Origin of the sequence: Corallococcus sp. AB011P (assembly GCF_003611605.1) — a bacterium.
Classification (GTDB): Bacteria; Myxococcota; Myxococcia; order Myxococcales; family Myxococcaceae; genus Corallococcus; species Corallococcus coralloides.
Window position 1 is genome coordinate 15,990 of record NZ_RAVX01000010.1, and the last position, 21,184, is coordinate 37,173.

The 21,184-nt window shown below is 69.3% G+C and carries 16 protein-coding genes; 8 read left to right on the forward strand and 8 right to left on the reverse strand.

The annotated features are described in order from the left end of the window. Positions 1–10 precede the first annotated feature (10 nt). The 4 genes from D7X30_RS24055 to D7X30_RS24070 all read left to right on the forward strand — a co-directional run bounded on the left by D7X30_RS24055 (position 11) and on the right by D7X30_RS24070 (position 4,585). Entirely contained in the window at positions 11–1,312 is a 1,302-nt protein-coding gene (locus D7X30_RS24055) for an OmpA family protein (RefSeq protein ID WP_120565296.1), read from the forward strand. A 110-nt stretch (positions 1,313–1,422) separates the two neighbouring features. Further along, complete coding sequence (locus D7X30_RS24060; RefSeq protein ID WP_120565297.1) at positions 1,423–3,018, forward strand: HAMP domain-containing sensor histidine kinase; 1,596 nt, start codon at positions 1,423–1,425, stop codon at positions 3,016–3,018. Then, positions 3,015–3,938 (forward strand): response regulator, encoded by a 924-nt coding sequence (locus D7X30_RS24065; RefSeq protein WP_120565298.1) that lies wholly within the window; start codon positions 3,015–3,017, stop codon positions 3,936–3,938. Before D7X30_RS24060 ends, D7X30_RS24065 begins: the two co-directional genes overlap by 4 nt. A gap of 35 nt (positions 3,939–3,973) precedes the next feature. Continuing rightward, positions 3,974–4,585 carry a GNAT family N-acetyltransferase gene (locus D7X30_RS24070; RefSeq protein ID WP_120565299.1) on the forward strand — a complete coding sequence of 204 codons (612 nt, stop codon included), beginning with the start codon at positions 3,974–3,976 and terminating at the stop codon, positions 4,583–4,585. Positions 4,586–5,109: 524 nt separating this feature from the next. Here the strand turns inward: D7X30_RS24070 and D7X30_RS24075 are convergent. Together D7X30_RS24075 and D7X30_RS24080 are read right to left on the reverse strand one after the other, a co-directional pair. Beyond that, positions 5,110–7,176 (reverse strand): S9 family peptidase, encoded by a 2,067-nt coding sequence (locus tag D7X30_RS24075; RefSeq protein ID WP_120565300.1) that lies wholly within the window; start codon positions 7,174–7,176, stop codon positions 5,110–5,112. Between the two features lie 49 nt (positions 7,177–7,225). Next, a complete protein-coding gene (locus D7X30_RS24080) occupies positions 7,226–7,747 on the reverse strand; it encodes a hypothetical protein (protein WP_120565301.1) in 522 nt (173 codons plus the stop codon). A gap of 355 nt (positions 7,748–8,102) precedes the next feature. Between D7X30_RS24080 and D7X30_RS24085 the strand changes: the two genes are divergently transcribed. The 3 genes from D7X30_RS24085 (at position 8,103) to D7X30_RS24095 (ending at position 13,431) form a co-directional block, all read left to right on the forward strand. Beyond that, on the forward strand, positions 8,103–9,245 hold the full coding sequence (locus tag D7X30_RS24085; protein WP_233591750.1) for an AI-2E family transporter: 1,143 nt from the start codon (positions 8,103–8,105) through the stop codon (positions 9,243–9,245). 14 nt (positions 9,246–9,259) lie between these two features. Further along, positions 9,260–9,874, forward strand: a complete 615-nt coding sequence (locus tag D7X30_RS24090; protein WP_120565302.1) for a DedA family protein — start codon at positions 9,260–9,262, stop codon at positions 9,872–9,874. Positions 9,875–10,011: 137 nt separating this feature from the next. Beyond that, positions 10,012–13,431 (forward strand): ATP-binding protein, encoded by a 3,420-nt coding sequence (locus tag D7X30_RS24095; RefSeq protein WP_120565303.1) that lies wholly within the window; start codon positions 10,012–10,014, stop codon positions 13,429–13,431. 11 nt (positions 13,432–13,442) lie between these two features. Here D7X30_RS24095 and D7X30_RS24100 read toward each other — a convergent pair whose 3' ends face one another. Continuing rightward, positions 13,443–14,891 (reverse strand): FAD-binding oxidoreductase, encoded by a 1,449-nt coding sequence (locus D7X30_RS24100; protein WP_120565304.1) that lies wholly within the window; start codon positions 14,889–14,891, stop codon positions 13,443–13,445. Positions 14,892–15,055: 164 nt separating this feature from the next. Then, positions 15,056–16,387 (reverse strand): adenosylmethionine--8-amino-7-oxononanoate transaminase, encoded by a 1,332-nt coding sequence (bioA, locus tag D7X30_RS24105; RefSeq protein ID WP_120565305.1) that lies wholly within the window; start codon positions 16,385–16,387, stop codon positions 15,056–15,058. Positions 16,388–16,676: 289 nt separating this feature from the next. Between bioA and D7X30_RS24110 the strand changes: the two genes are divergently transcribed. Continuing rightward, positions 16,677–17,474 carry an acyl-CoA desaturase gene (locus D7X30_RS24110; protein ID WP_120565306.1) on the forward strand — a complete coding sequence of 266 codons (798 nt, stop codon included), beginning with the start codon at positions 16,677–16,679 and terminating at the stop codon, positions 17,472–17,474. A 67-nt stretch (positions 17,475–17,541) separates the two neighbouring features. Here D7X30_RS24110 and D7X30_RS24115 read toward each other — a convergent pair whose 3' ends face one another. The 4 genes from D7X30_RS24115 to D7X30_RS24130 form a co-directional block, all read right to left on the reverse strand. Continuing rightward, positions 17,542–18,387 (reverse strand): SDR family oxidoreductase, encoded by an 846-nt coding sequence (locus D7X30_RS24115; RefSeq protein WP_120565307.1) that lies wholly within the window; start codon positions 18,385–18,387, stop codon positions 17,542–17,544. A 189-nt stretch (positions 18,388–18,576) separates the two neighbouring features. After that, positions 18,577–19,077 (reverse strand): serine/threonine protein kinase, encoded by a 501-nt coding sequence (locus tag D7X30_RS24120; RefSeq protein ID WP_120565308.1) that lies wholly within the window; start codon positions 19,075–19,077, stop codon positions 18,577–18,579. A gap of 10 nt (positions 19,078–19,087) precedes the next feature. Further along, positions 19,088–19,441, reverse strand: coding sequence for a serine/threonine protein kinase (locus D7X30_RS24125; RefSeq protein WP_370038531.1), 354 nt, complete (start codon positions 19,439–19,441; stop codon positions 19,088–19,090). Positions 19,442–19,598: 157 nt separating this feature from the next. Beyond that, the gene (locus D7X30_RS24130) at positions 19,599–20,525 is read right to left on the reverse strand and encodes a DUF2381 family protein (protein WP_120565310.1); all 927 of its coding nucleotides are present in this window, start codon (positions 20,523–20,525) and stop codon (positions 19,599–19,601) included. Positions 20,526–21,184: the final 659 nt, after the last annotated feature.

Below are 21,184 nucleotides of genomic sequence, written 5' to 3' on the forward strand. Positions count from 1 at the left end.
GGAGTGAGTCATGCAGCGTTGGAAACTTGGATGGTTGGCGGTCGCGGGAGTCACGGCGCTCTCGGTGGGGTGTGCGCACGGTCCTCCGCCCAGTGAGTTGACCGCGGCGCGCCAGGCGTACCGCGACGTGTCCACGAGCCCCGAGGGCCGCGAGCGCCCCGCGGACGTGGCGGCGGCCCGGGCGGCCCTGCAGGAGGCGGAGAACGAGTACGTGGAGAGCAAGGGCTCGGTGACGACGCGCTCGCTGGCGTACGTGGCCCTGCGCAAGGCGGAGATCGCCTCTGCGCGCGGAGAGGCGGACCTGGCCGCGCAGCAGCGAGCCCAGGCGGAGGCGTCCCTGCGTGAGCAGCAGGAAGCGCGCGCGCAGCACCTCACGCGCCAGCAGGAGGAGGAGCGCGCGAGGTACGAAGCCCAGCGCCAGCAATATGAGCAGCAGCGCCAGCAGTTCGAAGCCCAGCGTCAGCAACTGGATGCCCAGCGCCAGGCGGAGGCGGATCGCCTGCGTGCGGCGGATGCGCAGCAGCGTCAGCAGATGGAAGCGGAGATGCAGCGGCGCATGGAGCAGCAGCAGTCGGAGGCGCAGCGGCTGGCCGAGCTGAACCAGAAGCTCCAGCAGCGCACGCAGGAGTTGGAGCAGGAGCGGCAGGCGCGGCTCCAGGCGGAGCAGCGCGCGTCGCAGGCGCTGACGCGGCTTCAGGACGAGAACGTGAAGGTGCGGGAGGAGGCGCGCGGCACGGTGGTGACGTTGTCGGGCAGCGTGCTGTTCGCGACGAACGCGACGGAGCTGTTGCCCGCGGCGCGCGACCGGCTGTCGGAGGTGGCGACGGCGCTGAAGGAGTCGAAGAACCCGTTGCTCATCGAAGGCCACACGGACTCGCGAGGCACGGAGGACTACAACGACCAGCTGTCGGAGCGCCGTGCGGAGAGCGTGCGGAACTTCCTGGTGAACCAGGGCGTCCCGCAGGACCGCATCCAGGTCCGAGGCATGGGTGAGAACCGTCCGGTGGCGTCGAACGGCACGGCGGAGGGCCGCGCGAACAACCGCCGCGTGGAGATCGTGGTGGAGCGCAACGTGGCCGGAGCGCAGCCGTCGCGAAGCGGCGGCGTGGGAGGCAGCGGAGCACAGCAGCCGCCCCAGGGCGACCAGGACCAGGGCCAGAACGCGCAGCCGGGAGGCACTGGCGGAAGTGGCACGGATGCGAAGCCGCACGGCGCGGGCGTCGACCACCAGAGCCCGCAGCCCGAGCAGGGCACGGGCGGTGGGGGTGCGCAGCAGCAGGTGCCCCAGCAGCCCATGGACCATGGGCAGTAACGGTGTGAAGTAGAGGGTTGAATCTGGGGCTCGTCGCGGAGGGAACGCGGCGAGCCCCTGATGCGTCATCCGTGAGCAAGCACACGTGCTTGGTGGGATGATGCCGGGCCATGAGCTTCATCGAGGAACTGAAGGAACATCTTCAGAACGTGCGCTCGGCGCAGGACGGCCATCAGGCCCCGCGTTACTTCGTGCCAGAAGCCAAATGGGTGCGGGCGGAGTTCATCCGACTCGTCGAACGCTTCGAGCGGGAACCCGGGGAGCTTCCCCCCGGACGCCTGATGGAACTCCATCAAGAATGGACTTCTGATAATCATGTCGTGAGCTTCGCCATCAACCTCGCCATCCTCCTCCAGGAGGGCTTTCTGCATGGCGAGCCACGCGATGTCGTTGAAGAGCATGTATTGCTCGGAATGATGCGTCGCATGGGGTTCAACGTGCGGGCCTCATCCCTGACTCGCAGGCTGGAGATCGACCGTCTGGCCGCCAAGGCTTGGCACCAAGGACCTCCCCGAGGCACGTCGCAACTCAACAGGGCCGAAAAGTACGCGCTAGAGGTTCGCGCCGTTCGCAAAGTGGGGGAGCGTCAGGAAGTGGGTCCCATTGGGGACGTCCTCCTGGGCTTGAGCGGACGAGATGCCATCCAATGGCTTCTCCAAGTCGAGGCTGCTCAATCCATGGGGCCCATCGACGACTGGAGGCTAAGCAGGGAAACCGCTGAGTACCTTCTCGAGAAGCCAGAGGACGTTCGCATCGAGAGCGACTGGGATGTCTCCGAGCTCGCACACTCCTGGGCGACCCTCCGGCGACTTGGGTCGCTGGGCATCCTGGAACTCATCGGGGAAGTCAGTAGTCCAAACCGGACTGTATACAGTGGATACATGCTCTTGAACGAAGGGAAGCGCATTCTGGAAGCGCTCCTTTCCCCTATGGAAACGCCCTTTTCCGTCCTCGCGGCCACACTCAGCCAGGACGAATCGCTGACGGTCTTGGAGAAGGAAGGAAGCGGCAAGTCCGGTCTCGACACGGTATTCAACTCCTCGGCCATCGCCACCACCCGGCAAGCACGGCTGGTGGTTCACGAGATCCGAAACGCACTCATCCCCGCCCAGATTGCCCTGGGGTCGCTCTACAGCTCCATGGTGGGCAGTCAGGTCGAGGCGGCGGTCGCGCGCTTCCGTCCGCGCATCGACCCCGGCATCGACCGCGCACTGAAGTTCGTCACGGACCTGCTCAAGACCTCTGAGCTGGCCGCACGTGCTCCCGAGGGTTTTGACGTCCTCCGAGTCCTCGCGGACGCGGTCGCCAGTCTCGCCACCTCGCTGAGCATCCAGCTTCACGTGGCTCCGGATCTCCCTTCCCTGTCCGGCTACCGGGAACGCTTCGTCCTCGCCATCGTCAACTTGCTCCGAAACTCCGAGCAGGCCGGTGCGCATCAGGTGCTCATTGACTGCATCCTGGAGGACAACCAGCGGAACCTCCTCCTGACCATGGACGATGATGGCCCTGGTATCCGTCCCGAGGACCGCGAGCGCATCTTCCAGCGTGGCATCTCCCTCCGCTCCGGTGGCGCGGGCGAGGGACTGGCCCTGGTCAAGGAAGTCATCGAGATTGAGCTGCACGGCAAGGTCGCCTGCGTGGACAAACCCGATAGCGGTGCCCGTTTCCGGATGCGCCTGCCTGTGGCAGAGAGGACTCCACGATGACTTCTCCAGGCACCGTACTGGTCGTCGATGACGAGCGGCCCTTCTTCGAGACCTACCAGGACATCCTCGTCCCCGAGGGCTACCGCGTCGAATGGGCCCCAGACCGGAAGACCGCCCAGGCCCGCATCCAGGAATTCGCCTGGGACGTCGTCGTGCTCGACCAGCGCCTCCAGGGTTCCTCCGGAGGCGACTCCGGCATCGATCTCATCTCGGAGATCGTCCCCACGGGCGCCAAGGTCATCGTCGCGACCGCGTATGCCGACGCGAAGATGATTGAACGGGCCTTCAAGGACGGCGCCTACGACTACCTGGAGAAGGTTCCCACCCTGCCCATGATGTTGCGCATCAAGGTGCGCAACGCCTCTGAAGCCGTGCGGGAGCGCCGCCTCGCCTCGCTCACCCATGCCCAGCGGGAGAAGGAGATCCAGGACCTGTGGGCCGCCTGCCGGTCCGAAACCAACGGCAACCGCAAGGGCCGCCTGCTGGAAGAACTCCTGGTCCTCCTGTTCAAGACCGTGCCGGGCCTGATGAACACGAGCACCAACCGGACCAGCGCGGACGAAGAGATCGACATCGTCATCCGCAACGAATCCCAGGATCCGTTCTGGGCCCGCGAGAGCAGCTCCTACATCCTGGTCGAGTGCAAGAACTGGTCGAAGCACGTCGGCCCGGGCGAGCTGGTCATCTTCCGCGACAAGCTCTGGAACCGAGGAGGACGCTGCCGCCTCGGCTTCTTCGTCGCGGCCGGAGGCTTCACCGAAGGGTTCCACACCCGCTCCGCTACCTTCCGGAAAGACGACCACCTGGTCGTCGCCATCGGCCCGACGGAACTGGACGCACTCGTGCGTTCCACGAACCGCAACGAGACCTTCAAGAAGCTCCACGAAGACGCCGTCATGAGCGGTAACGGCCCGGCCTGATTCACGCCCCTGCCGTCGCTAGCCTTGATGCAGAGATGAAGTCAGCCTCCGCCATGATCGACAAGTCGCCCGTCCTGCTCACCACCGAGCGCCTGCACCTGATGCTGCTGCCGCCCGACGCGGCGGAGCGGGTGCTGGCGTACCACGTGGCCAACAAGGACCACCTGGGCCCGGTGTCCCCGGCGCGCCCGGCGACCTTCTTCTCCATGGCCTACTGGCGCACGCGGCTGGCCCAGGACCGCGAGGATTTCCGCCACGACGTGTCCCTTCGTGTCTTCCTCCTCCCCAAGGGCCAGCCGCTCGCGCTCGCGCCCGTCATCGGCAACGCCACGCTCGCCCACATCCGCCGGGGACCGCTCCAGGCCGCGGACCTGGGCTACGGCCTGGATCACCGCCACGAGGGCAAGGGCCTCATGACCGAAGCCCTCCGCGCCTTCTGCGACTTCGCCTTCAGCGCCATGGGCCTGCACCGGCTCCAGGCCAGCCACCTGCCAGAGAACCTGCGCAGCGCCGCCGTCCTCCGCCGCCTCGGATTCATCCCCGAGGGCTACGCCCGCGACTTCCTCCTCATCAACGGCCAGTGGCGCGACCAGGTGCTCAATTCGCTCGTGGCCCCCGCCGAGCCCGGCCTCCGCAGCGGCCCCTGACTCTCCATCAATTTTGTCGATATTGGAGATACGGGGCTCAAAAAGCCGCCCATTCGAGGCTTAACCGTCAATATCGACAAAATTGATCAACGGTCAGTGGCGCAACCACGTGCTCACCTCTCTCGTGGCCCCGCCGAATCCGGCCTCCACAGTCCCTGACCTGTTCCCCGAAATCCCCCCTACCCACCTCCCGCCTGAGGCTGAGTCAAAACCTGTCCGACTGTCGGACAGGTTTCCGATGTCCAGGTGGAACAGGGCCCCTCCCAGCCACGGTCCTTCCAACCTGTCCGACTGTCGGACAGGTTCGTGCTGCTCGGGCGGAACGGTAGCCCCAGCCAAAGGGCCTTCCAGACCTGTTCGACTGTCGGACAGGTTCGTGCCGCTCGGGCGGAGCTGCGGCCCCCTGCCGTGGCGCTCCGAACCTGTCCGACTGTCGGACAGGTTTTCGCGATTCGCGCTGACAGGGTGGCCCCTCTGGGGCCTTACCTTCTCATCCAGTGGGACTGGCCTTGGTGTCCGAAGGCTTAGCGCGCCGGTGCCCGCACCTTCGGCTTCGACTCCGTCACCGCCGGCAGGTTCGCGTCGAACCAGTCCAGCGTGCGCAGCAGCCGGTCCTTCTGGTGCTCGGGCTTGCGCAGGCTGTGGCCTTCATCCGCGTAGATGACCAACTGGGTCTTCACGCCCAGCGTCTTCAGCGCCTTGTGGAACTCGTAGCCCTGCGACGCGGGCACCTCCAGGTCCCTTTCACCGTGCAGCACCAGCGTGGGCGCCTTCACCTGCTTCACCCCGTTGATGGGCGAGGAGCGCGTGTACACCTCCGGCTCGTCGTACACCGACGCTCCGAAGTACGGCAGCATCCATGAGTCGATGTGGTTCGTGCCGTAGTAGCTCTGCCAGTTCGCGATGCCCGCGCCCGCCACCGCCGCCTGGAAGCGCTGCGTCCGCGTCACCGCCCACATCGTCAGGAAGCCGCCGTAGCTCCACCCCGTGATGCCCTGCCTCGCTGGATCCACCGGCGCTGACGCCAGCACCGCGTCCAGCCCCGCCAGCACGTCGTTGAAGTCCCCGAAGCCGAAGTCGCGGCGGTTCGCCTGCACGAACGCTGCACCCTGGCCGTAGCTGCCTCGCGGGTTCGGCATGAACACCGCGTAGCCCCTCGCCGTGAACAACGCCGTCTGCGGACTGAACCCCGCCAGCACTCCCGCCGCCGGCCCTCCGTGCACCACCGTCACCATGGGCGCCTTGCGTCCGGATGCGTCCTGCACCGGCAACACCAGCCAGCCCTGCACGGACTGCCCGTCGCGCGTCCACGTCACGCTGCGCACGTCGCCCACCGTCACGCGCACGTCCGTGTTGAGGTGCGTCACCTGCTTCCACGCCCCCACCCGCCCCGTCCACAGCTCCGGCGCATGGGTGATGGAGTCGCGCACCACCGCGCTCGTCACGCCGTCCCTCCCCAGCGACACCGTCACGCGCTCCGGGCCCTTCCACAACGTCTTCACTTCTCCGCCACCCGGCGCCACCGCCATCAGCGCGGCCTCGCCCTGCGCCTGCGCCACGAACACCAGCCGCTCCGCCGTGGGCCAGAAGAGATCCGTGGCCGTCGCCTTCAGTCCTTCCGTCACGTTCCGCGCGGGCGGCACCTTCGCGGGCAGCTCCGCCTTCTCACCGAACCGCACCTTCGCCGCCAGCCGCTCCGGCACCGACACCACGAGCACGTCCCCGCCCGTGTTGCCCTCGTCGCTCATCAGGCCTTCGATGAACGCGAGCTGCCGGCCATCCGGACTCCACGCGGGCTCCGCCACCTGCCACTGGGGCGTGTGCAAGAGCGACGTCTCCCCCGTCCCCGCCTCCACCGCGTACACCCTCGCGCTCCACCAGTTCGCATCCCCCGGCGGCTTCGACGCCGTCACCGCCACCCGGGCGCCGTCCGGACTCCACGCGTACTCATGGATGAACAGGGCCGCGGGCGACACCGGCCGCAGCCGCGCGTCCTCCACCGTCACCACCGCGAAGCGCTTCACCGGCGGGGACGTCTGCACCACGCCCGTCTCCCGCGCCGCGGGCCCGCGGGGCCCCAGCGCGTCCTCCGCGCCCTCGATGACGAGCAGCCCCACGGACTTCCCGTCCGGCGACCACTTCGGCGCCGCCAGCACGCCCTTCACCGTGGTGAGCCTGCGCGCGGGCCCGCCCGCCCCGGACGCGTCCGCCACGTAGAGCTGTTTCGCCCGTCCCTCGCCCGCCGTGGAGAGGAACGCGAGCTGCCGGCCGTCCGGACTCCACGACAGCGCCCCTTCAGCGCACGGCGCGCCGTCCTTCGACGCGGTGACGCGCACCGGCGCCCGCTCCGGATGCGCCAGCTCCCGCACCTGGAGCCTCGCGGCCTCCGCGGTCCCCGGCACCGACTCCACCCAGGCCACCCGCTTGCCGTCCGGCGACAGCGACACCTCGCGGATGCGCACCATCCGCTGGAGCGCGTCGTACGTCGCGCTGGCCTCCACCCGCACGGGCGCGGGCGCGGGCACCGCCCCGGACGCCAGCGCGCCCCACACCCAACACCCCACCGCCACAGCCAGGCTTGCCGCTCGCATCCGCCGCCTTCCGGAAAACACAGGGGGCGGAGTGTAGCGGACCTCCCGCTCAGTGCAGCTGCGTGGGCAACATGGGCAGCCCGTGGAAGAAGCGCCGCCCGCTCTCGAAGCGGTGGTGGAACGTCACGCGCTGGTCCAGGTACAGCCGCGCCATCTCCTCCTCGCCGTACGCGCGGAAGAACGCGGCGCGCGCCTCGTCACAGGCCCGCTCGTACTCCACGCACAGCGCCTCCCAGTCCTCCGGCGGAAGCTCCCCCTCCGGCCAGCCCTCGCCGGTGAGGCCGTAGTCGCGCTCCATCGCGTCCAGCTCGCGAGCCCGCATCCGCACACGCGGATCCTCCGCGATGGCCTCGTCCGCCATCGCCGTGAGGATGTGCGCCACCAGGAAGAAGCCCGCGTCCGGCGGCACCGCGCCCGCGTCCCGCGCGCTCCGGAACGTCACCAGCAGCTGCGCGTCCATCTCCTCGCCGCCCAGCTCCGCCAGCTTCGTCGCCAGCCCGCGCCACCGGGCCTCGGTCTCCAGGGCCTCCCGCCGCACCCCTTCCAGCTCCTGCTCACCCATCTTTTTCATGGTGTCCTCTCCCGGCCCGCGAAAGTCCCTTCCCACGAAGGTTCCCATCCCCGTCTGACGCTCGGGCCCGGCAAACCGTGCTGTCCCCTTTTTCCGCGACGTACCGGCGCGTCAGGTGCACGACGCCCGAGCGCGGCGCCGTCGCGTGGCGGACGCGCAACCGTGCTCGGGGGGACGGACGGCCTGGCGGCCAACCCGGGCGTTTCGGGGCTGCCGGGGTGACGAACCACGCGGCCGGTGATTGCGTCCGGCGGAGCCCGTTCGCCGTGCCGGGTGTCACCCGCAGGACGCTTGGGCGAGGCCCGGCCCCGGCGCGCACACTTGGAGGACGACAGTGGTTGCCGCCGGGCGCGGGATGACGCATCCGCAGGACATGGGGCCCGAAGCCGGTGGCCTGTCCTGGGGAGCCTCACCGGTGTCCGCGCCCGTCGTCCCGCCGCAGCTGAAGTCCCAGGTGTCGCCCCGCACGGTGTTCACCGTGTGCTTCGTGGTGCTGGGTGTGATGGCCCTGGTGGTGCTCATCGCCAAGACACGCGTGGCGCTCACGCTCACCGGCATGGCGGCGCTCATCGCGCTGTCGCTGGAGCACGGCGTGTCGCGGCTGGAGAAGCGCGGCCTCAAGCGGTGGCTGGCCATTGCCTTGGTGCTGTTCGGGCTGTTCGTGGCCCTCGTCGCGCTGGGCCTGCTGGTGATTCCGGACCTGGTGGAGCAGGTGGACGCGCTGGTGACGCAGTGGCCGCACCTGTGGAAGCAGATGCGCGGCACCGGCATCCTGCGCGCGCTCAACCAGCGGCTGCACAGCCTGGGTTGGAACGAGCGGCTGGAGGAGGCCACGCCCGCGCTCGCCGGGCCGCTGCCCGAGCTCCTGATGAGCGCCATTGGCGGCGTGGTGGGCCTCCTGGGCGGCGTCATCACCGTCTTCTTCCTGGTGGTGTTCATGCTGGTGTTCGGCGGCGGCGTGCTCAAGCGCCTGCTGGACCTGGCCCGCCCCGACCACCGGATGCGCTACGTGCGCGTGCTGCGCAACGTGTACACCGCGACGGGCGGCTACCTGTCCGGCATCACCCTCATCTGCGCCATCAACGCCACGCTCACCACCACCATGCTGGCGGTGCTGGGCATGCCCTTCTACCTGCCCCTGGGCGTGGCCAGCGGCTTCTCCAGCCTGGTGCCCTACGCGGGCCCCATCATCGCGGGCGGCATCATCACGCTGCTCACGCTGGCCACCGGCGGCCTGTGGAAGGCGCTGGCGGTGTTCATCTACTTCCTCCTCTACGGCCAGCTGGAGGGCAACGTGATGGCGCCGCTCGTGTTCAAGCGCACCGTGCACGTCAACCCGCTCGTCACCCTGCTCGCGGTCCTCTTCTGCGTGGAGCTGGCGGGCATCGTGGGCGCGGTGGTGGCCGTGCCCGTGGCGGCCACCGTGCAGATCATCGTCCGGGAGGTCCTCCTCTTCCGCCAGGAGCGCCGCGCCGCGGCCGTGCTCCCAGAGCCCTGACGGGCCGAGCCCCGATGACCGACTCGCCCCTCCAGCTCCTGTTGACGCACGGCTCGGGCCCGCTGCTCTTCCTCGTGCTGGTGGCGGGAGGGTTGGGGCTGCCGTTCCCGGAGGACCTGGTGCAGCTGGCGGCGGGCGTGCTCTCGCACCGGGGCGCGATGCCGCTGCCGGCCGCCATCGCGCTGTGCTTCGCGGGCGTGCTGTGCGGGGACACCGTGCTCTTCTTCACGGCGCGGCGGCTGGGGCAGGCGCTCTACACGCACCGGCGCACCCGCCGCCTGTTCCCACCCGAGCGCCGCGAGCGCATCCAGGGGCTGTACGCGAAGCACGGCTCCCGCGTCGTCTTCGTGGGCCGGTTCATGTCCGTGCTGCGCGTGCCGGTGTTCGCCATGGCCGCCGCGGAGGGCATGCCCTTTCGCCGCTTCCTTCTCTGGGACGGGCTGGCGCTGTGCCTGAGCTCGCCCCTGGTGGTGACGCTGGGCTACCTGGGCTCCGCGAGCGTGGACCGCGTGGCGAAGGGCGTGGGCCGCGTGGAGCACTTCGTCGTGCTGGCCGGCGTGGCCGCGCTGCTCGTCGTGCTCGCCGTGCGGCATGCCCGAGAGAAGCGACAGCCCCGCCCATCCCCCTGAAACCCGCGAGCGGCGGTCCCTGCCACCCCACCCGGGGCCGAAGCAAGCAAGCTCACACTCGCTCTTGATGCCCCGGCACGCGCCGCGCGAATCCGCTATCAACCGGACGCTTCCCCTGGACGAACATCCGAGGCCTCATGACTCCCCCCAGTCCCTTCCAGGCCGGTTCCACGGCGGTGTCGTCCACGGAAGGGGGAATGGACTGGCTGTCCGGCGGCGGTGAGATGGGGCGGTTGATCCGCTCCATGGACTGGTCGAGGACGCCGCTCGGGCCGGTGGAGACCTGGCCGCAGAGCCTGCGCACGACGGTCAGCCTGTGCCTGTCCTCCACCTTCCCCATCCTCATCGCGTGGGGGCCGGAGCGCGTGCAGCTCTACAACGACAGCTACCGGCCCATCTGCGGCGCGAAGCACCCGGAGTCCATGGGCCAGCCCTTCCGCGACTGCTGGGCCACGGCGCTGGCGGCGGTGGGCCCCGTGTTCGAGAAGGCGGGCACGGGCATGGGTTCCTACATCGAGAACCAGCGCATGTTCCTGGACCGGTACGGCTACCTGGAGGAGGCCTTCATGACCTTCTCCTTCAGCCCCATCCGCGACGAGTCCGGAGGCGTGGGCGGACTCTTCCACCCCATCACGGAGGTGACGGAGAAGATGCTCAGCGCGCGGCGCACGCAGACGCTGCGCGAGCTGTCCGCCCTCCTGGGCAAGGTGAAGACGGTGGAGGACATCGGCGCCGCGCTGCCGCGGTTGCAGCAGGACGCCGCGCTCGACGTGCCCTTCCTCCTCTTCTACCGCCGCGACGAAGCGACGCCCCTCGTCCAGTGGGTGGGCGGCATGGGCCTGCCCCCGGGCACCGCGTGGAGCCCGGTGGAGGCGGGGCTGGACGGGCCGTGGCCCTTCGCCTCCGCGGGCGCGGACTCGGTGGACGTGCCGCGCGCGCCGCTGGACGCGGACCTGCTGCTGGGGCCGTACGAGGAGCCGCCGACGCATGCGCGCGTGCTGCCCATCCACCCGGCCGGCATGGCGGAGCCCTTCGGCTACCTGGTGGCCGGCGTGAGCCCCCGCCGCGCCATGGATGATGCCTACCGCAACTTCTACGAGCAGCTCCAGGCCACGGTCACCAACGCCGTCGTCAGCGTGCGCACCTACGAGGCGGAGGCCCAGCGCGCGGAGGCACTGGCGGCCATCGACCGGGCGAAGACGGCGTTCTTCTCCAACGTGTCGCACGAGTTCCGCACGCCGCTCACGCTCATCCTGGGTCCGCTGGAGGAGTCGCTCGCGGACGCGTCCGCGCCCCTGCCGCCATCGCAGCGCGCGCGCCAGGAGCTCACCCACCGCAACGCGCTGCGCCTGCTGAAGCTGGTCAACTCGCTGCTGGACTTCTCGCGCATCGAGGCGGGCCGGGTGAAGGCGAGCTTCCACCCCACGGACCTGGCGCGGCTCACCGAGGACCTGGCCAGCGTCTTCCGCTCCGCCATGGAGAAGGCGGGGCTCCAGTACACCGTGGACACGCAGGACGTGGGCGAGCCCGTCTACGTGGACCGGGACATGTGGGAGAAGGTTGTCCTCAACCTGCTCTCCAACGCGTTCAAGTTCACGCTCCACGGCGGCGTCACCGTGCGGCTTCAGCGCGAGGGGTCGCGGGTGCGGCTCAGCGTGCGGGACACCGGCACCGGCATCCCGGAGGCGGAGCTGCCGCGCGTGTTCGAGCGCTTCCACCGCGTGGAGTCCTCACGCGGGCGCACGCATGAGGGCACTGGCATTGGCCTGGCGCTCATCCAGGAGCTGGTGAAGCTGCACGGCGGCACGTTGGGCGTGCACAGCGTGGAGGGCGAGGGCAGCACCTTCTTCGTGGAGCTGCCGCTGGGCCGCGCGCACCTGCCCGCCGAACAGGTCCAGGAGGACGAAGGGACTCCGCACGCGGGCAAGCTGGGGTCCGCATTCAGCGAGGAGGCCCTGCGCTGGCTGCCGGATGCGCCGGAATCCCTCCCGCCACCGGGTGCCGAGCCGATGAGGGCTCCCGTCGAAACCACCGTGCTGGGAAACACGGGCGCGGGGTTCGCGCTGCCCATGGGACGCGGGCGCATCCTCGTCGCGGACGACAACGCGGACATGCGCGCGTACGTGAGCGGCCTGCTGTCGGCCCACTGGACCGTGCGCGCGGTGGCGGACGGCGAGGCGGCCTTCGAGGCGGCGCTCGAGCTGAAGCCGGACCTCATCCTCAGCGACGTGATGATGCCCCGGCTGGACGGCTTCGGGCTGCTCCACAAGCTGCGCGGCGACGCGCGCACGCGCGGCATCCCCTTCATCATGCTGTCGGCGCGCGCGGGCGAGGAGGCCCGCATCGAGGGGCTCCAGGCCGGCGCGGACGACTACCTGGTGAAGCCCTTCTCCGCGCGCGAGCTGCTGGCGCGCGTGGACAGCCAGCTCCAACTGGGGCGGGCCCGGCAGCAGCTGTCCGACTTCTTCATGCAGGCCCCCGCGGCCATGTGCGTGATGATGGGCTCGGACCTCGTCTTCTCGGTCATCAACCCCATGTTCGCGAACCTGATGGGCCGGGACATGCTGGGCAAGCCCGCGCGCGACGCCCAGCCGGAAGGGGGCCACGGCGTGCTGCTCCAGCACCTGGAGCGCGTCTACCGCACCGGTGAGCCCTTCGTGGGCCGCGAGGTCCCGGCGCGCCAGCCGGACGGCCAGGGCGGCCTCAAGGAGCTGCTGCTGGACGTGGACATCCACCCCCAGCACGACGGCGGGGGCCGCATCCAGGGGCTGCTCGTCGCGGTGCAGGAGGTCAGCGAGCGGACCCACGCGCGCCAGCAACTGGAGGCCCTCACGCGCGACCTCCAGCACGCGGTCGCCGCGCGCGACAGCTTCCTGGGCGTGGCTTCGCACGAGCTGAAGACGCCCGTCACCGCGCTGCTCCTGCACCTGGAGATGACGCGCCGGCGCCTGTCCCCCAAGCGCGGCGATCCGCCCTCCCCGGAGAAGCTCACGTCGGCGATGGACTCCGCGCTGCGGCAGGTGGAGCGGATGTCGCGGCTGGTGGACGAGCTGCTGGACGTCTCACGCATCCGCGCGGGCAAGCTGGACTTCCACATGGAGGAGAGCGACCCGATGGAGCTGGTCCACGAGGTCCTCGACACCTTCCGCGAACAGATGGAGCAGGCCGGCTGCATCCTGCAGCTGCGGGCGGAGCTGAACCTGCGCGTGTGGTGGGACCGCTCGCGCATGCAGCAGGTGCTGACGAACCTGGTGTCCAACGCCATCAAGTACGCGCCGGGCACGGCGCTCGGCATCGGACTCAGGAAGCACGGCGACCGGCTCATCCTCTACGTGTCGGACGGCGGCCCGGGCATCCCGCAGGAGCACCAGGACCGCGTCTTCGAGCGCTTCGAGCGCGGCGGCCCGCCCCGCTCCGTGCACGGCCTGGGGCTGGGCCTCTTCATCGCCCAGCAGATCGTCCAGGGCCACCACGGCAAGCTGGTCCTGAAGAGCGCCGCCGGACAGGGCGCTACCTTCATCATAGACCTGCCGCTCCCCCCGCGCGCCCAGGCCTGAAGCACGCGCCTTCAGTGCGCGACGCTCGGGGGCTTCACCGGGCCGGGCAGGATGTTCTGGTTCACGTGGAAGAGGTTCTGCGGGTCGTAGGCCCGCTTCACCTCCACCAGCCGCGCGTAGTTGTCGCCGTAGGTGGCCTGCACGCGCTCCTGGCCCTCCTCCATCATGAAGTTCACGTAGGCGCCGCCCGCCGAGTACGGGTGCAGCGCGTTCCAGTACTCCTTCGCCCAGGTGGAGATGTCCGCCGCCCGCTCCGGTGACGGGTCCACCCCGACGATGACCTCCGACCAGCGCGCGTCGCGGAAGCGGAAGGCCGTGTCATGCGGGCCCACGCGGTGCGCCGCCCCGTCGATGGGGTACAGGTGCATGGTGGATTGCATGGACGGCAGGCGCTCCGCGAAGGACACGTGGCGCTCGATGGCCGCGTCCGGGATTTCGCGCACGAAGTCCGCGCGCCAGTACCACTGGTGCCCCGGCGGATAGAGCGCGTCGAAGGCGGTCTGGAGCATGGGGAACGGCATGGGCATCACGCCGTGCAGCGCGGGCTTGAGCGCCAGCACGGGCTTGAACAGCTCGTCCGCGCGCGCGGGGTCGCCCGTGTAGCACCACACCACGCCGCACATCTTCTGGAGGTGGAGCTCCTCCGGGAAGGGCGGCGCGGGCGGCACGGTGATGAAGGCGAAGAAGCCGGTGAGGTCCTCCGGCGCGGCCGGGAGGAACTCGCGATACCAGCGCATCACCTCCGCCGCGCGGTCCAGGGGCCAGAGCGTGGGGCCACCGATGACGATGTCCACGGGGTTGGCGCGGAAGAGGAACGACGTCACCACGCCGAAGTTGCCGCCTCCGCCGCGCACCGCCCAGAACAGGTCCGGGTGCCTCTCCTCGTTCGCGGTGACGAAGCGGCCGTCCGCGAGCACCATGTCCACGGCGAGCAGGTTGTCGATGGTGAGCCCGAAGCGGCGCGTGAGGTGCCCCAGGCCGCCGCCCAGCGTGAGCCCGGCCACGCCCGTGGTGGAGATGATGCCGGAGGGCACCGCGAGCCCGAAGGCATGGGTGGCGTGGTCCACGTCCCCCCAGACGGCGCCGCCGGAGACGCGCACCGTGCGGGCCTCGGGGTCCACGCGCACGCCGCGCATGCGAGACAGGTCGATGACCAGTCCGTCATCCACCAGCCCCAATCCGCCGCCGTTGTGGCCGCCGCCGCGCACGGCCAGGGGCAGCTTGCGCTCGCGGGCCAGGGCCACCGCGGCGATGACATCCGCCACGTCCGCGCACCGGGCCACCATGGCCGGGCGCTTGTGGATCATCGCGTTGTACAGCTGGCACGCCTCCGCGTAGTCGGCGTCGCCCGGCTGGATGAGCGCGCCGCGCAGCTGTGCCCGGAACAGCTCCACGCTGTCCGGCGTCAGCCCGGCGGGCAGGCCGGGGCCTGTCTGCGGACGGTGGGTTTCGAGTGTCACGGCGGTTCCCTCCTCAAGAGCCGGCACCGGCACGGCGCCTGACTCAACGGATGCGCACGGTGACGGCCTCGCAGCACCAGAGGGCAGGAGGGGGCTGCCCGGCACGCGCTGGTGGGCGGGTACGGACGCAGCGCTCCGCCACTCCGCCCCCCGGGAGGGACGGCTCAGCCCGCCGCCACCTCGCGCAGGCTGTCCTCCACGCCCTGAAGCAGCAGGTCCAGGTCCGCGTCCGGGATGTTGAGCGCGGGCGCGATGTAGACGGTGTTGCCCATGGGGCGCAGGTACAGGCCACGGCGGCGAGCGGCCTCGTAGACACGCCAGCCGCTGTCCGCGAAGTAGCCTCCGCCGCCCAGGTCCACCGCGCCCACCATGCCCACCGCGCGCGGGCGCACGAGCCCGGGGAGGGTGGCGGCCATGCGCTCGAAGGCGGCCTTCACGCGCGGCGCCTTGCGCTGCACCTGCCCCAGCACGTCCTCGTCGCGGTACACGGCCAGCACCTCGCGCGCCACGGCCGCGCCCAGCGGGTTGCCGCAATACGAGTGCCCGTAATACAGCGCCCGGTCCTTCGCCCCCAGGAAGCCCTGGAAGATGCGCTCCGACGCGAGCGTGGCGGCGAAGGGCAGCATGCCCCCGCTGAGCGCCTTGGCCAGGCACAGGAGGTCCGGCACCACGCCAGCCAGGTCCACCGCGAAGCGAGCGCCGGTGCGGCCCATGCCGGTGAAGACCTCGTCGGCGATGAGGAAGGTGTCCACCGCGCGGGTGGCCTCGCGCACCTCGCGCACGAAGTCCGGCGACGACATCCACATGCCCGCCGCGCCCTGGAGCACGGGCTCCAGGATGACACCGGCGATGCCGTCCGGATCCGCCGAGAGCGCGGCCTTCACCTGAGCCAGGGCGCGCGCGTGGCCGTCGGGTTCAGCGGGGGACGGCACGTGCACCACGTCGAAGAGGAGCGGGCCGAACACGTCGCGGAACTCGTGCACGCCACCCACGCTGGTGGCGCCAATCGTCTCGCCGTGGAAGGCGCCGGTCAGGGTGATGAAGCGGGTGCGGCGGGGGCGGCCGTTCTGCGCCCAGTACTGCGCGGCCATCTTGATGGCCACCTCCACCGCGGTGCTGCCGTTGTCCGAATAGAAGACGCGCGACAGCTTCTGCTCCGAGGGCACGTCCGCCCGGTCCGCGCCCGGGGCCAGCGCGGTCAGCTCCGCGCCCAGCAGGGCCGCGGGGCCGTGGGTGATGCCCGCGAGCGAGACGTGGGCCAGGCTGCCCAGTTGCTCGGTGAGTGCGTGCACGAGGCGCGGGTGGCGGTGTCCCAGGGTGGACACCCACCACGAGCCGTTGGCGTCCAGGTAGCGCCGTCCGTCCGCGTCATGGAGCCAGACGCCCTCCGCGCGGACGATGACCAGGGGGTCCGTCTTCGCGATGTACTGCTCCATGGCGGTGTAGGGGTGCCAGACGTGCTGCTTGTCCAGTCCGACGAGGGTTGCCCGATCCACGGTGGAGGCTCCTGGGCGCAAGGGGAGTGAAGCCCGGGGTGACGCGCCGCGTGCCCTTCTGCCCTCCCTCGGGACGGCCCGCAACGTCGCGGTGCGACACGAGGGACGGGGGCGAATGGGTGGCCGCACCGGGCCTTATCCACCAGCGGACAGGCAGCGGAATGGGACGCTCAATGGCGTGCGTCCGGGACGGGACGGTGGGGTCAGGTCGGTGCCGGTGACGTGGGGAGCGCTGACATTGCCGTGACAGGGGGGGTGTTAGCCCTGTGTCTGTCATCACGGGAGAGTCATGGCCATCATCATCTTCTTCATCAGTCACTGGCTGCTCTGCGTCTTCTTCCAGAGCTTCTTCCAGCACCGTTACGCGGCGCACCGCATGTACAGCATGGGGCCGCGCACGGAGAAGGTGATGCACCTGCTCACCTACCTGGTGCAGGGCTCGTCGTACCTGTCGCCGCGCGCCTACGCCATCCTGCACCGCGAGCACCACGCGTATTCGGACACGGAGAACGACCCGCACTCGCCGCACTACTTCAAGGACGTGATGCGGATGATGTGGCACACGAAGGAGCGCTACACAGGCATCCTGACGCGGAAGATCCAGCCGGAGCCGCGCTTCGAGGGTGGCTATCCGGAGTGGAAGCTCGTGGACGAGACGCTGGGCCAGTCCTGGTTCGCGGTGCTGGGCTGGGTGGCGCTGTACACGGCGTTCTACGCGACGTTCGCGACGTCGCCCTGGATGTTCCTGCTGTTGCCGGTGCACTTCGTGATGGGGCCGGTGCACGGCGCCATCGTGAACTGGTGCGGGCACAAGTACGGATACCGGAACTTCAAGGGCGCGGACAAGTCGCGCAACACGCTGCCGGTGGACGTGCTGTGCATGGGTGAGCTGTTCCAGAACAACCACCACAAGTACGGCAGCAGCCCGAACTTCGCGGCGCGAGCCTTCGAAATCGACCCCACGTGGCAGGTGATGCGCGTGCTGTCCAAGCTGGGCGTCATCCGCATCACCACGCCCCAGCGCGCCGTGTACCCGGAGCCGCGTGAAGTGGCCCGCCAGGGTGGCGCCGGAGCGCAGGCGGCCTGAGTTTCGGCACAGACGTGAAGCAACGAGGGGGAGCCGTCCGTCAGGGACTGCTCCCCCGTGGTGTTTCTCAGGCCAACTGGAGCGCCGCGGCCAGCGTCGTGGTGGGCCGGCCGATGAGACGGCTCAGCGTGCGGCTCGTATCATTCAGGTCGCCTCGGGCGATGCCTTCGTCCGAGTTCGCCAGCACGTCGGCGTAGCCCTTGGGCAGCCCCGCCTGCATGAGCGCGGCGGCGAACTCCGCGGGCGGCAGGTCCTGATAGGGCACCGTCCTGCCGGACTGGCGTGACAGCTCCGCTGCGTACTCCTCCAGCGTGAAGCCGGTGTCGCTCGCGAGCTCATACACCTGGTTCTCATGGCCCGTGCCGGTGAGCACGGCGACAGCGGCGTCCGCGTAGTCCTGGCGGGTGGCAGGAGCGACGCGGCCGTCCTTCGCGCAGCCCCGGAGCACGCCCTGATCCAGCGTGCGCTTCGCGGCCTCCGTGTAGTTCTCCAGGTACCAGCCGTGCCGCAGGAACACGAACGGAAGCCCTGACGCGCGGATGGCCTCCTCCGTGAACAGGTGCTCGCCTGCCAGAATCATCCGCGACGTGTCCGCGTGCAGGATGCTCGTGTAGGCCAGCAGCTTCACGCCGGCCTTCTTCGCCGCGTCCACCACGGTCTGATGCTGCTTGCGCCGCTGGCCCACCTCACTGGAGGAGATGAGCAGGACCGTATCCCCGCTGGAGCACACGCCGTCCCACGTCTCCGGGCGGCTGTAGTCCGCCTTACGTACCTGCACGCCACGCGCGGCCCACTCCGAGGCCTTGTCCGGATTGCGCACCGCGACCGCGACCTGGTTCGCGGGGACCTGCTTCAACAGGCCCTCGATGACGAAGCGGCCCAACCGGCCCGTGGCTCCCGTGATGACGATCATGGCTGCCTCCGTGTTGATTGTAGCAGGGAGCATTCCAAGCCCCCGGCCCCCCTGCTCTACACCTCCCGGCCCGGTGCGGTCCCAAACCTGTCCGACTGTCGGACAAGTTTGAGCGAAGCGCAGCCGCCGGGGAGGCCCAGCAGGTCTCTCGCTTTCTCATCCCCGGGAACCGGACTCCTGTCCGACGACTTAGAGGAACTCGTCCACGATGAAGACGCCCCCGCCGGAGAACTCAAGGACGGCGGTTCCGGGGGCTGAGCCAGGGAGCTTCCTCATCTGTCCCTTGGCCGTCCGCGCCACCGCACAGATGGGCACCCGCTGTGATGCACCCGGTGGAAGTGCCTCGAAATAGCGGATGACTGCCTGGGGTCCGCTCGTCCAGACATATCCATAGAGACGCGCCGGTGCCTCCAGCGTCCCCAGGTCGTCGTTCAACACACTCTCGACACTCCCTTCGTGCAACGTGATGGACCGGCCATGCATCTGGTTCACATCGAATTCGACGGTCGCACCGTCCCCCACGCCCAATCGCAGATAGCGCATTGCCTTGAGCGCCTCTTCCGGGCATTTCTCGGGCCCAGGAGTTCCGTCGGACCGCAGACTCACCTTCCCTGTCGCGGTACCAGCGCAACCCGTGATCAGGGCCATGCAGAAGAGACCGCACGCGAACTCAAACGTCCTGGAAGCCATCCCGTGGACCTTAGAGGAACTTGTCCACGATAAAGACGCCGCCTCGTGAGTACTTGATGACGGCGGTTCCCGGGAGAGAGCCGGACAACTTCAGCATCTGTCCCTGGGCCATGCGAACCACCGCACAGATGGGAACCCGCGCCGCCGAATCCGGGGGGCGCGCCTCGTAGTAGCGGATGACCACCTGCGGCCCGCTTGTCCACACGTAGCCATAGAGCCGAGTGGGCGAGTCCAGCGGCCCCAGGTCACTCAACAGCATGCTCTCGACCCGGCCCTCGTACAGCGTGGTGGGTTCGGCGTCGCCCTGGTTCACATCGAACTCGACGAGCGCGCCGGCTCCCACCGCCAGACGCAGATAGCGCATCGCTTCAAGCGCTTCTTCCGAGCACCGCTCGGGTCCTGGAGTCCCATCAGATCGAAGCGACACCCGTCCCATTGTCGAGCCCGCGCATCCCGAGGCCAGTACCGACAAGGCAAGGCAACACACGCGTTCGAGCTTCCTGGAGACCATTGCCCGGCTCTTACTCACGCACCAATTGGGGGTCCAGCCGCACAGAGGCCTGGAGGCGCCCATCGTGCTGGTAGACCTCCAGCGCCAGCTCCTCGAACTTTCCCTCTGGGTTGAGGAATGCACTGCGGTCCACCACGAACGCGATGGCACCTTTCTGGCCTGCGGCGATCGACTCGCGTTGAGCCCGGATGGCCACGGTCCTCGGCGAGCGACTGGATGACGCGAAGAGCTTCGTCTGGGACAAGTGCCAGGTCCGACTCTCACTCTGATTCATCACGCTGAGCATGACCGCCGCCTTGCCCTTACCCGAATAGACCGTCATCGAGATCTGGGCATCCACGTCATATCCACGCCACGTGTGCTGCCGCTTGAACGGCGTTTGCGCCCCCGCTCCCGACACCAGCAGCGCCGCCAAGGCGTGGTCCGCGGAGGTCTCCTCTTCACGCAGCCGCGCGTTCTCCTCTTCCAACTCGCTCTTCGCCCTGAGCGTGCGTGTCAGGACGGAGACCAGGGCCTGATAGCTCTCCCGGTCCTTGAAGACGTCTACCTGCTGATCCGTCCAGCCGCCCTCCTCCGTGAAAGGCGGCCGCAGCAGGAACGACATCGCGGTCCCATCCGCGAGCGTCACGAGCAGGGGAACGCTCTCATCCGGCCCGAGGGCGCGGAGGGGTTCAATCACCACGCGCTTCCCCGCGACCACCAGCGGCTCGAAGCGTCCCTCCCACCCGAGCAGCTTCGTCTTCAGAGGGTCGCAGGGTTGCTCGAACCGGAGCACCGTGACGATCTGCCCCGCCACGTGGATGCGATGAGCCGCGTCGTCCGGGTGCTCCGACAGCACCAGGGTCCGGACCTGAGCCCTCTCTCTCGGCCCCGCCAGGGCAGGTGTGGCCACGAGGGCGAACAGGACAACGAACCAGCCAGGTAGGACGTTACGCATCGAACCTGGACCCTACCCAAGCCGCCCGTTCCACGCCAATCTTCCGGACCGGACACGTATGCACCGGTGACGTCCACGAACATGCAACGGCTGCTGGCCGAAATCTCCTCCCGCCACGCTCGCCCAGTTCGCCGTCTCCTTCAGCGACTTCCTGGAGAAGGCGCTCACCAGCGCCAGCACCTACTTCTGGCTGAAAGGGTGAGCGCCCCACCATGGCCGCCGTGTCCTCGCCTCTCTCCATGCCTTCTGGGGCACGCATCGTCCGGTCCCGGCCAACGTGTCGGGCCTGGCGGTTATGACCGGGCTCTGCACGCCGCACCGGAGTGCAGTCAGAAGGCGTGAGTGAGGGGCAACCGCTGGTGGGCTGTGCTGTGGCTGGGGCACCTTGCCAGGCGAGGAGCGGCGACGGCTTCGCCTGACTCCGGGGCTTCAGTCCCCAAGGGACCCTCCCGATCCTGGTCCTCACTGGCACGGCTGGAGGTGGCGCCGCTCGCGTTCCTTCCGCGCGCAGGTGGCGGAAGGCTTCATCCAACTGGTGGCCACAGGCGGCACGCGGCTGTTCCCGAACGTTGACGGGGCACTGCGTCCGGGTGCTTTCAGGTCAGTGGGCTTAGGGGTGGACAATGCGCGCTGATGCCCTGTTGCTGGCCCTGGTGCTG

Bases quoted from the DNA above. Each gene is read 5' to 3' on its own strand.
- D7X30_RS24055 (WP_120565296.1), top strand. From the start codon at position 11: ATGCAGCGTTGGAAACTTGGATGGTTGGCGGTCGCGGGAGTCACGGCG.
- D7X30_RS24060 (WP_120565297.1), top strand. From the start codon at position 1,423: ATGAGCTTCATCGAGGAACTGAAGGAACATCTTCAGAACGTGCGCTCG.
- D7X30_RS24065 (WP_120565298.1), top strand. From the start codon at position 3,015: ATGACTTCTCCAGGCACCGTACTGGTCGTCGATGACGAGCGGCCCTTC.
- D7X30_RS24070 (WP_120565299.1), top strand. From the start codon at position 3,974: ATGAAGTCAGCCTCCGCCATGATCGACAAGTCGCCCGTCCTGCTCACC.
- D7X30_RS24075 (WP_120565300.1), bottom strand. From the start codon at position 7,176: ATGCGAGCGGCAAGCCTGGCTGTGGCGGTGGGGTGTTGGGTGTGGGGC.
- D7X30_RS24080 (WP_120565301.1), bottom strand. From the start codon at position 7,747: ATGAAAAAGATGGGTGAGCAGGAGCTGGAAGGGGTGCGGCGGGAGGCC.
- D7X30_RS24085 (WP_233591750.1), top strand. From the start codon at position 8,103: ATGACGCATCCGCAGGACATGGGGCCCGAAGCCGGTGGCCTGTCCTGG.
- D7X30_RS24090 (WP_120565302.1), top strand. From the start codon at position 9,260: ATGACCGACTCGCCCCTCCAGCTCCTGTTGACGCACGGCTCGGGCCCG.
- D7X30_RS24095 (WP_120565303.1), top strand. From the start codon at position 10,012: ATGACTCCCCCCAGTCCCTTCCAGGCCGGTTCCACGGCGGTGTCGTCC.
- D7X30_RS24110 (WP_120565306.1), top strand. From the start codon at position 16,677: ATGGCCATCATCATCTTCTTCATCAGTCACTGGCTGCTCTGCGTCTTC.
- D7X30_RS24115 (WP_120565307.1), bottom strand. From the start codon at position 18,387: ATGATCGTCATCACGGGAGCCACGGGCCGGTTGGGCCGCTTCGTCATC.
- D7X30_RS24120 (WP_120565308.1), bottom strand. From the start codon at position 19,077: ATGGCTTCCAGGACGTTTGAGTTCGCGTGCGGTCTCTTCTGCATGGCC.
- D7X30_RS24125 (WP_370038531.1), bottom strand. From the start codon at position 19,441: ATGCGCTATCTGCGTCTGGCGGTGGGAGCCGGCGCGCTCGTCGAGTTC.
- D7X30_RS24130 (WP_120565310.1), bottom strand. From the start codon at position 20,525: ATGCGTAACGTCCTACCTGGCTGGTTCGTTGTCCTGTTCGCCCTCGTG.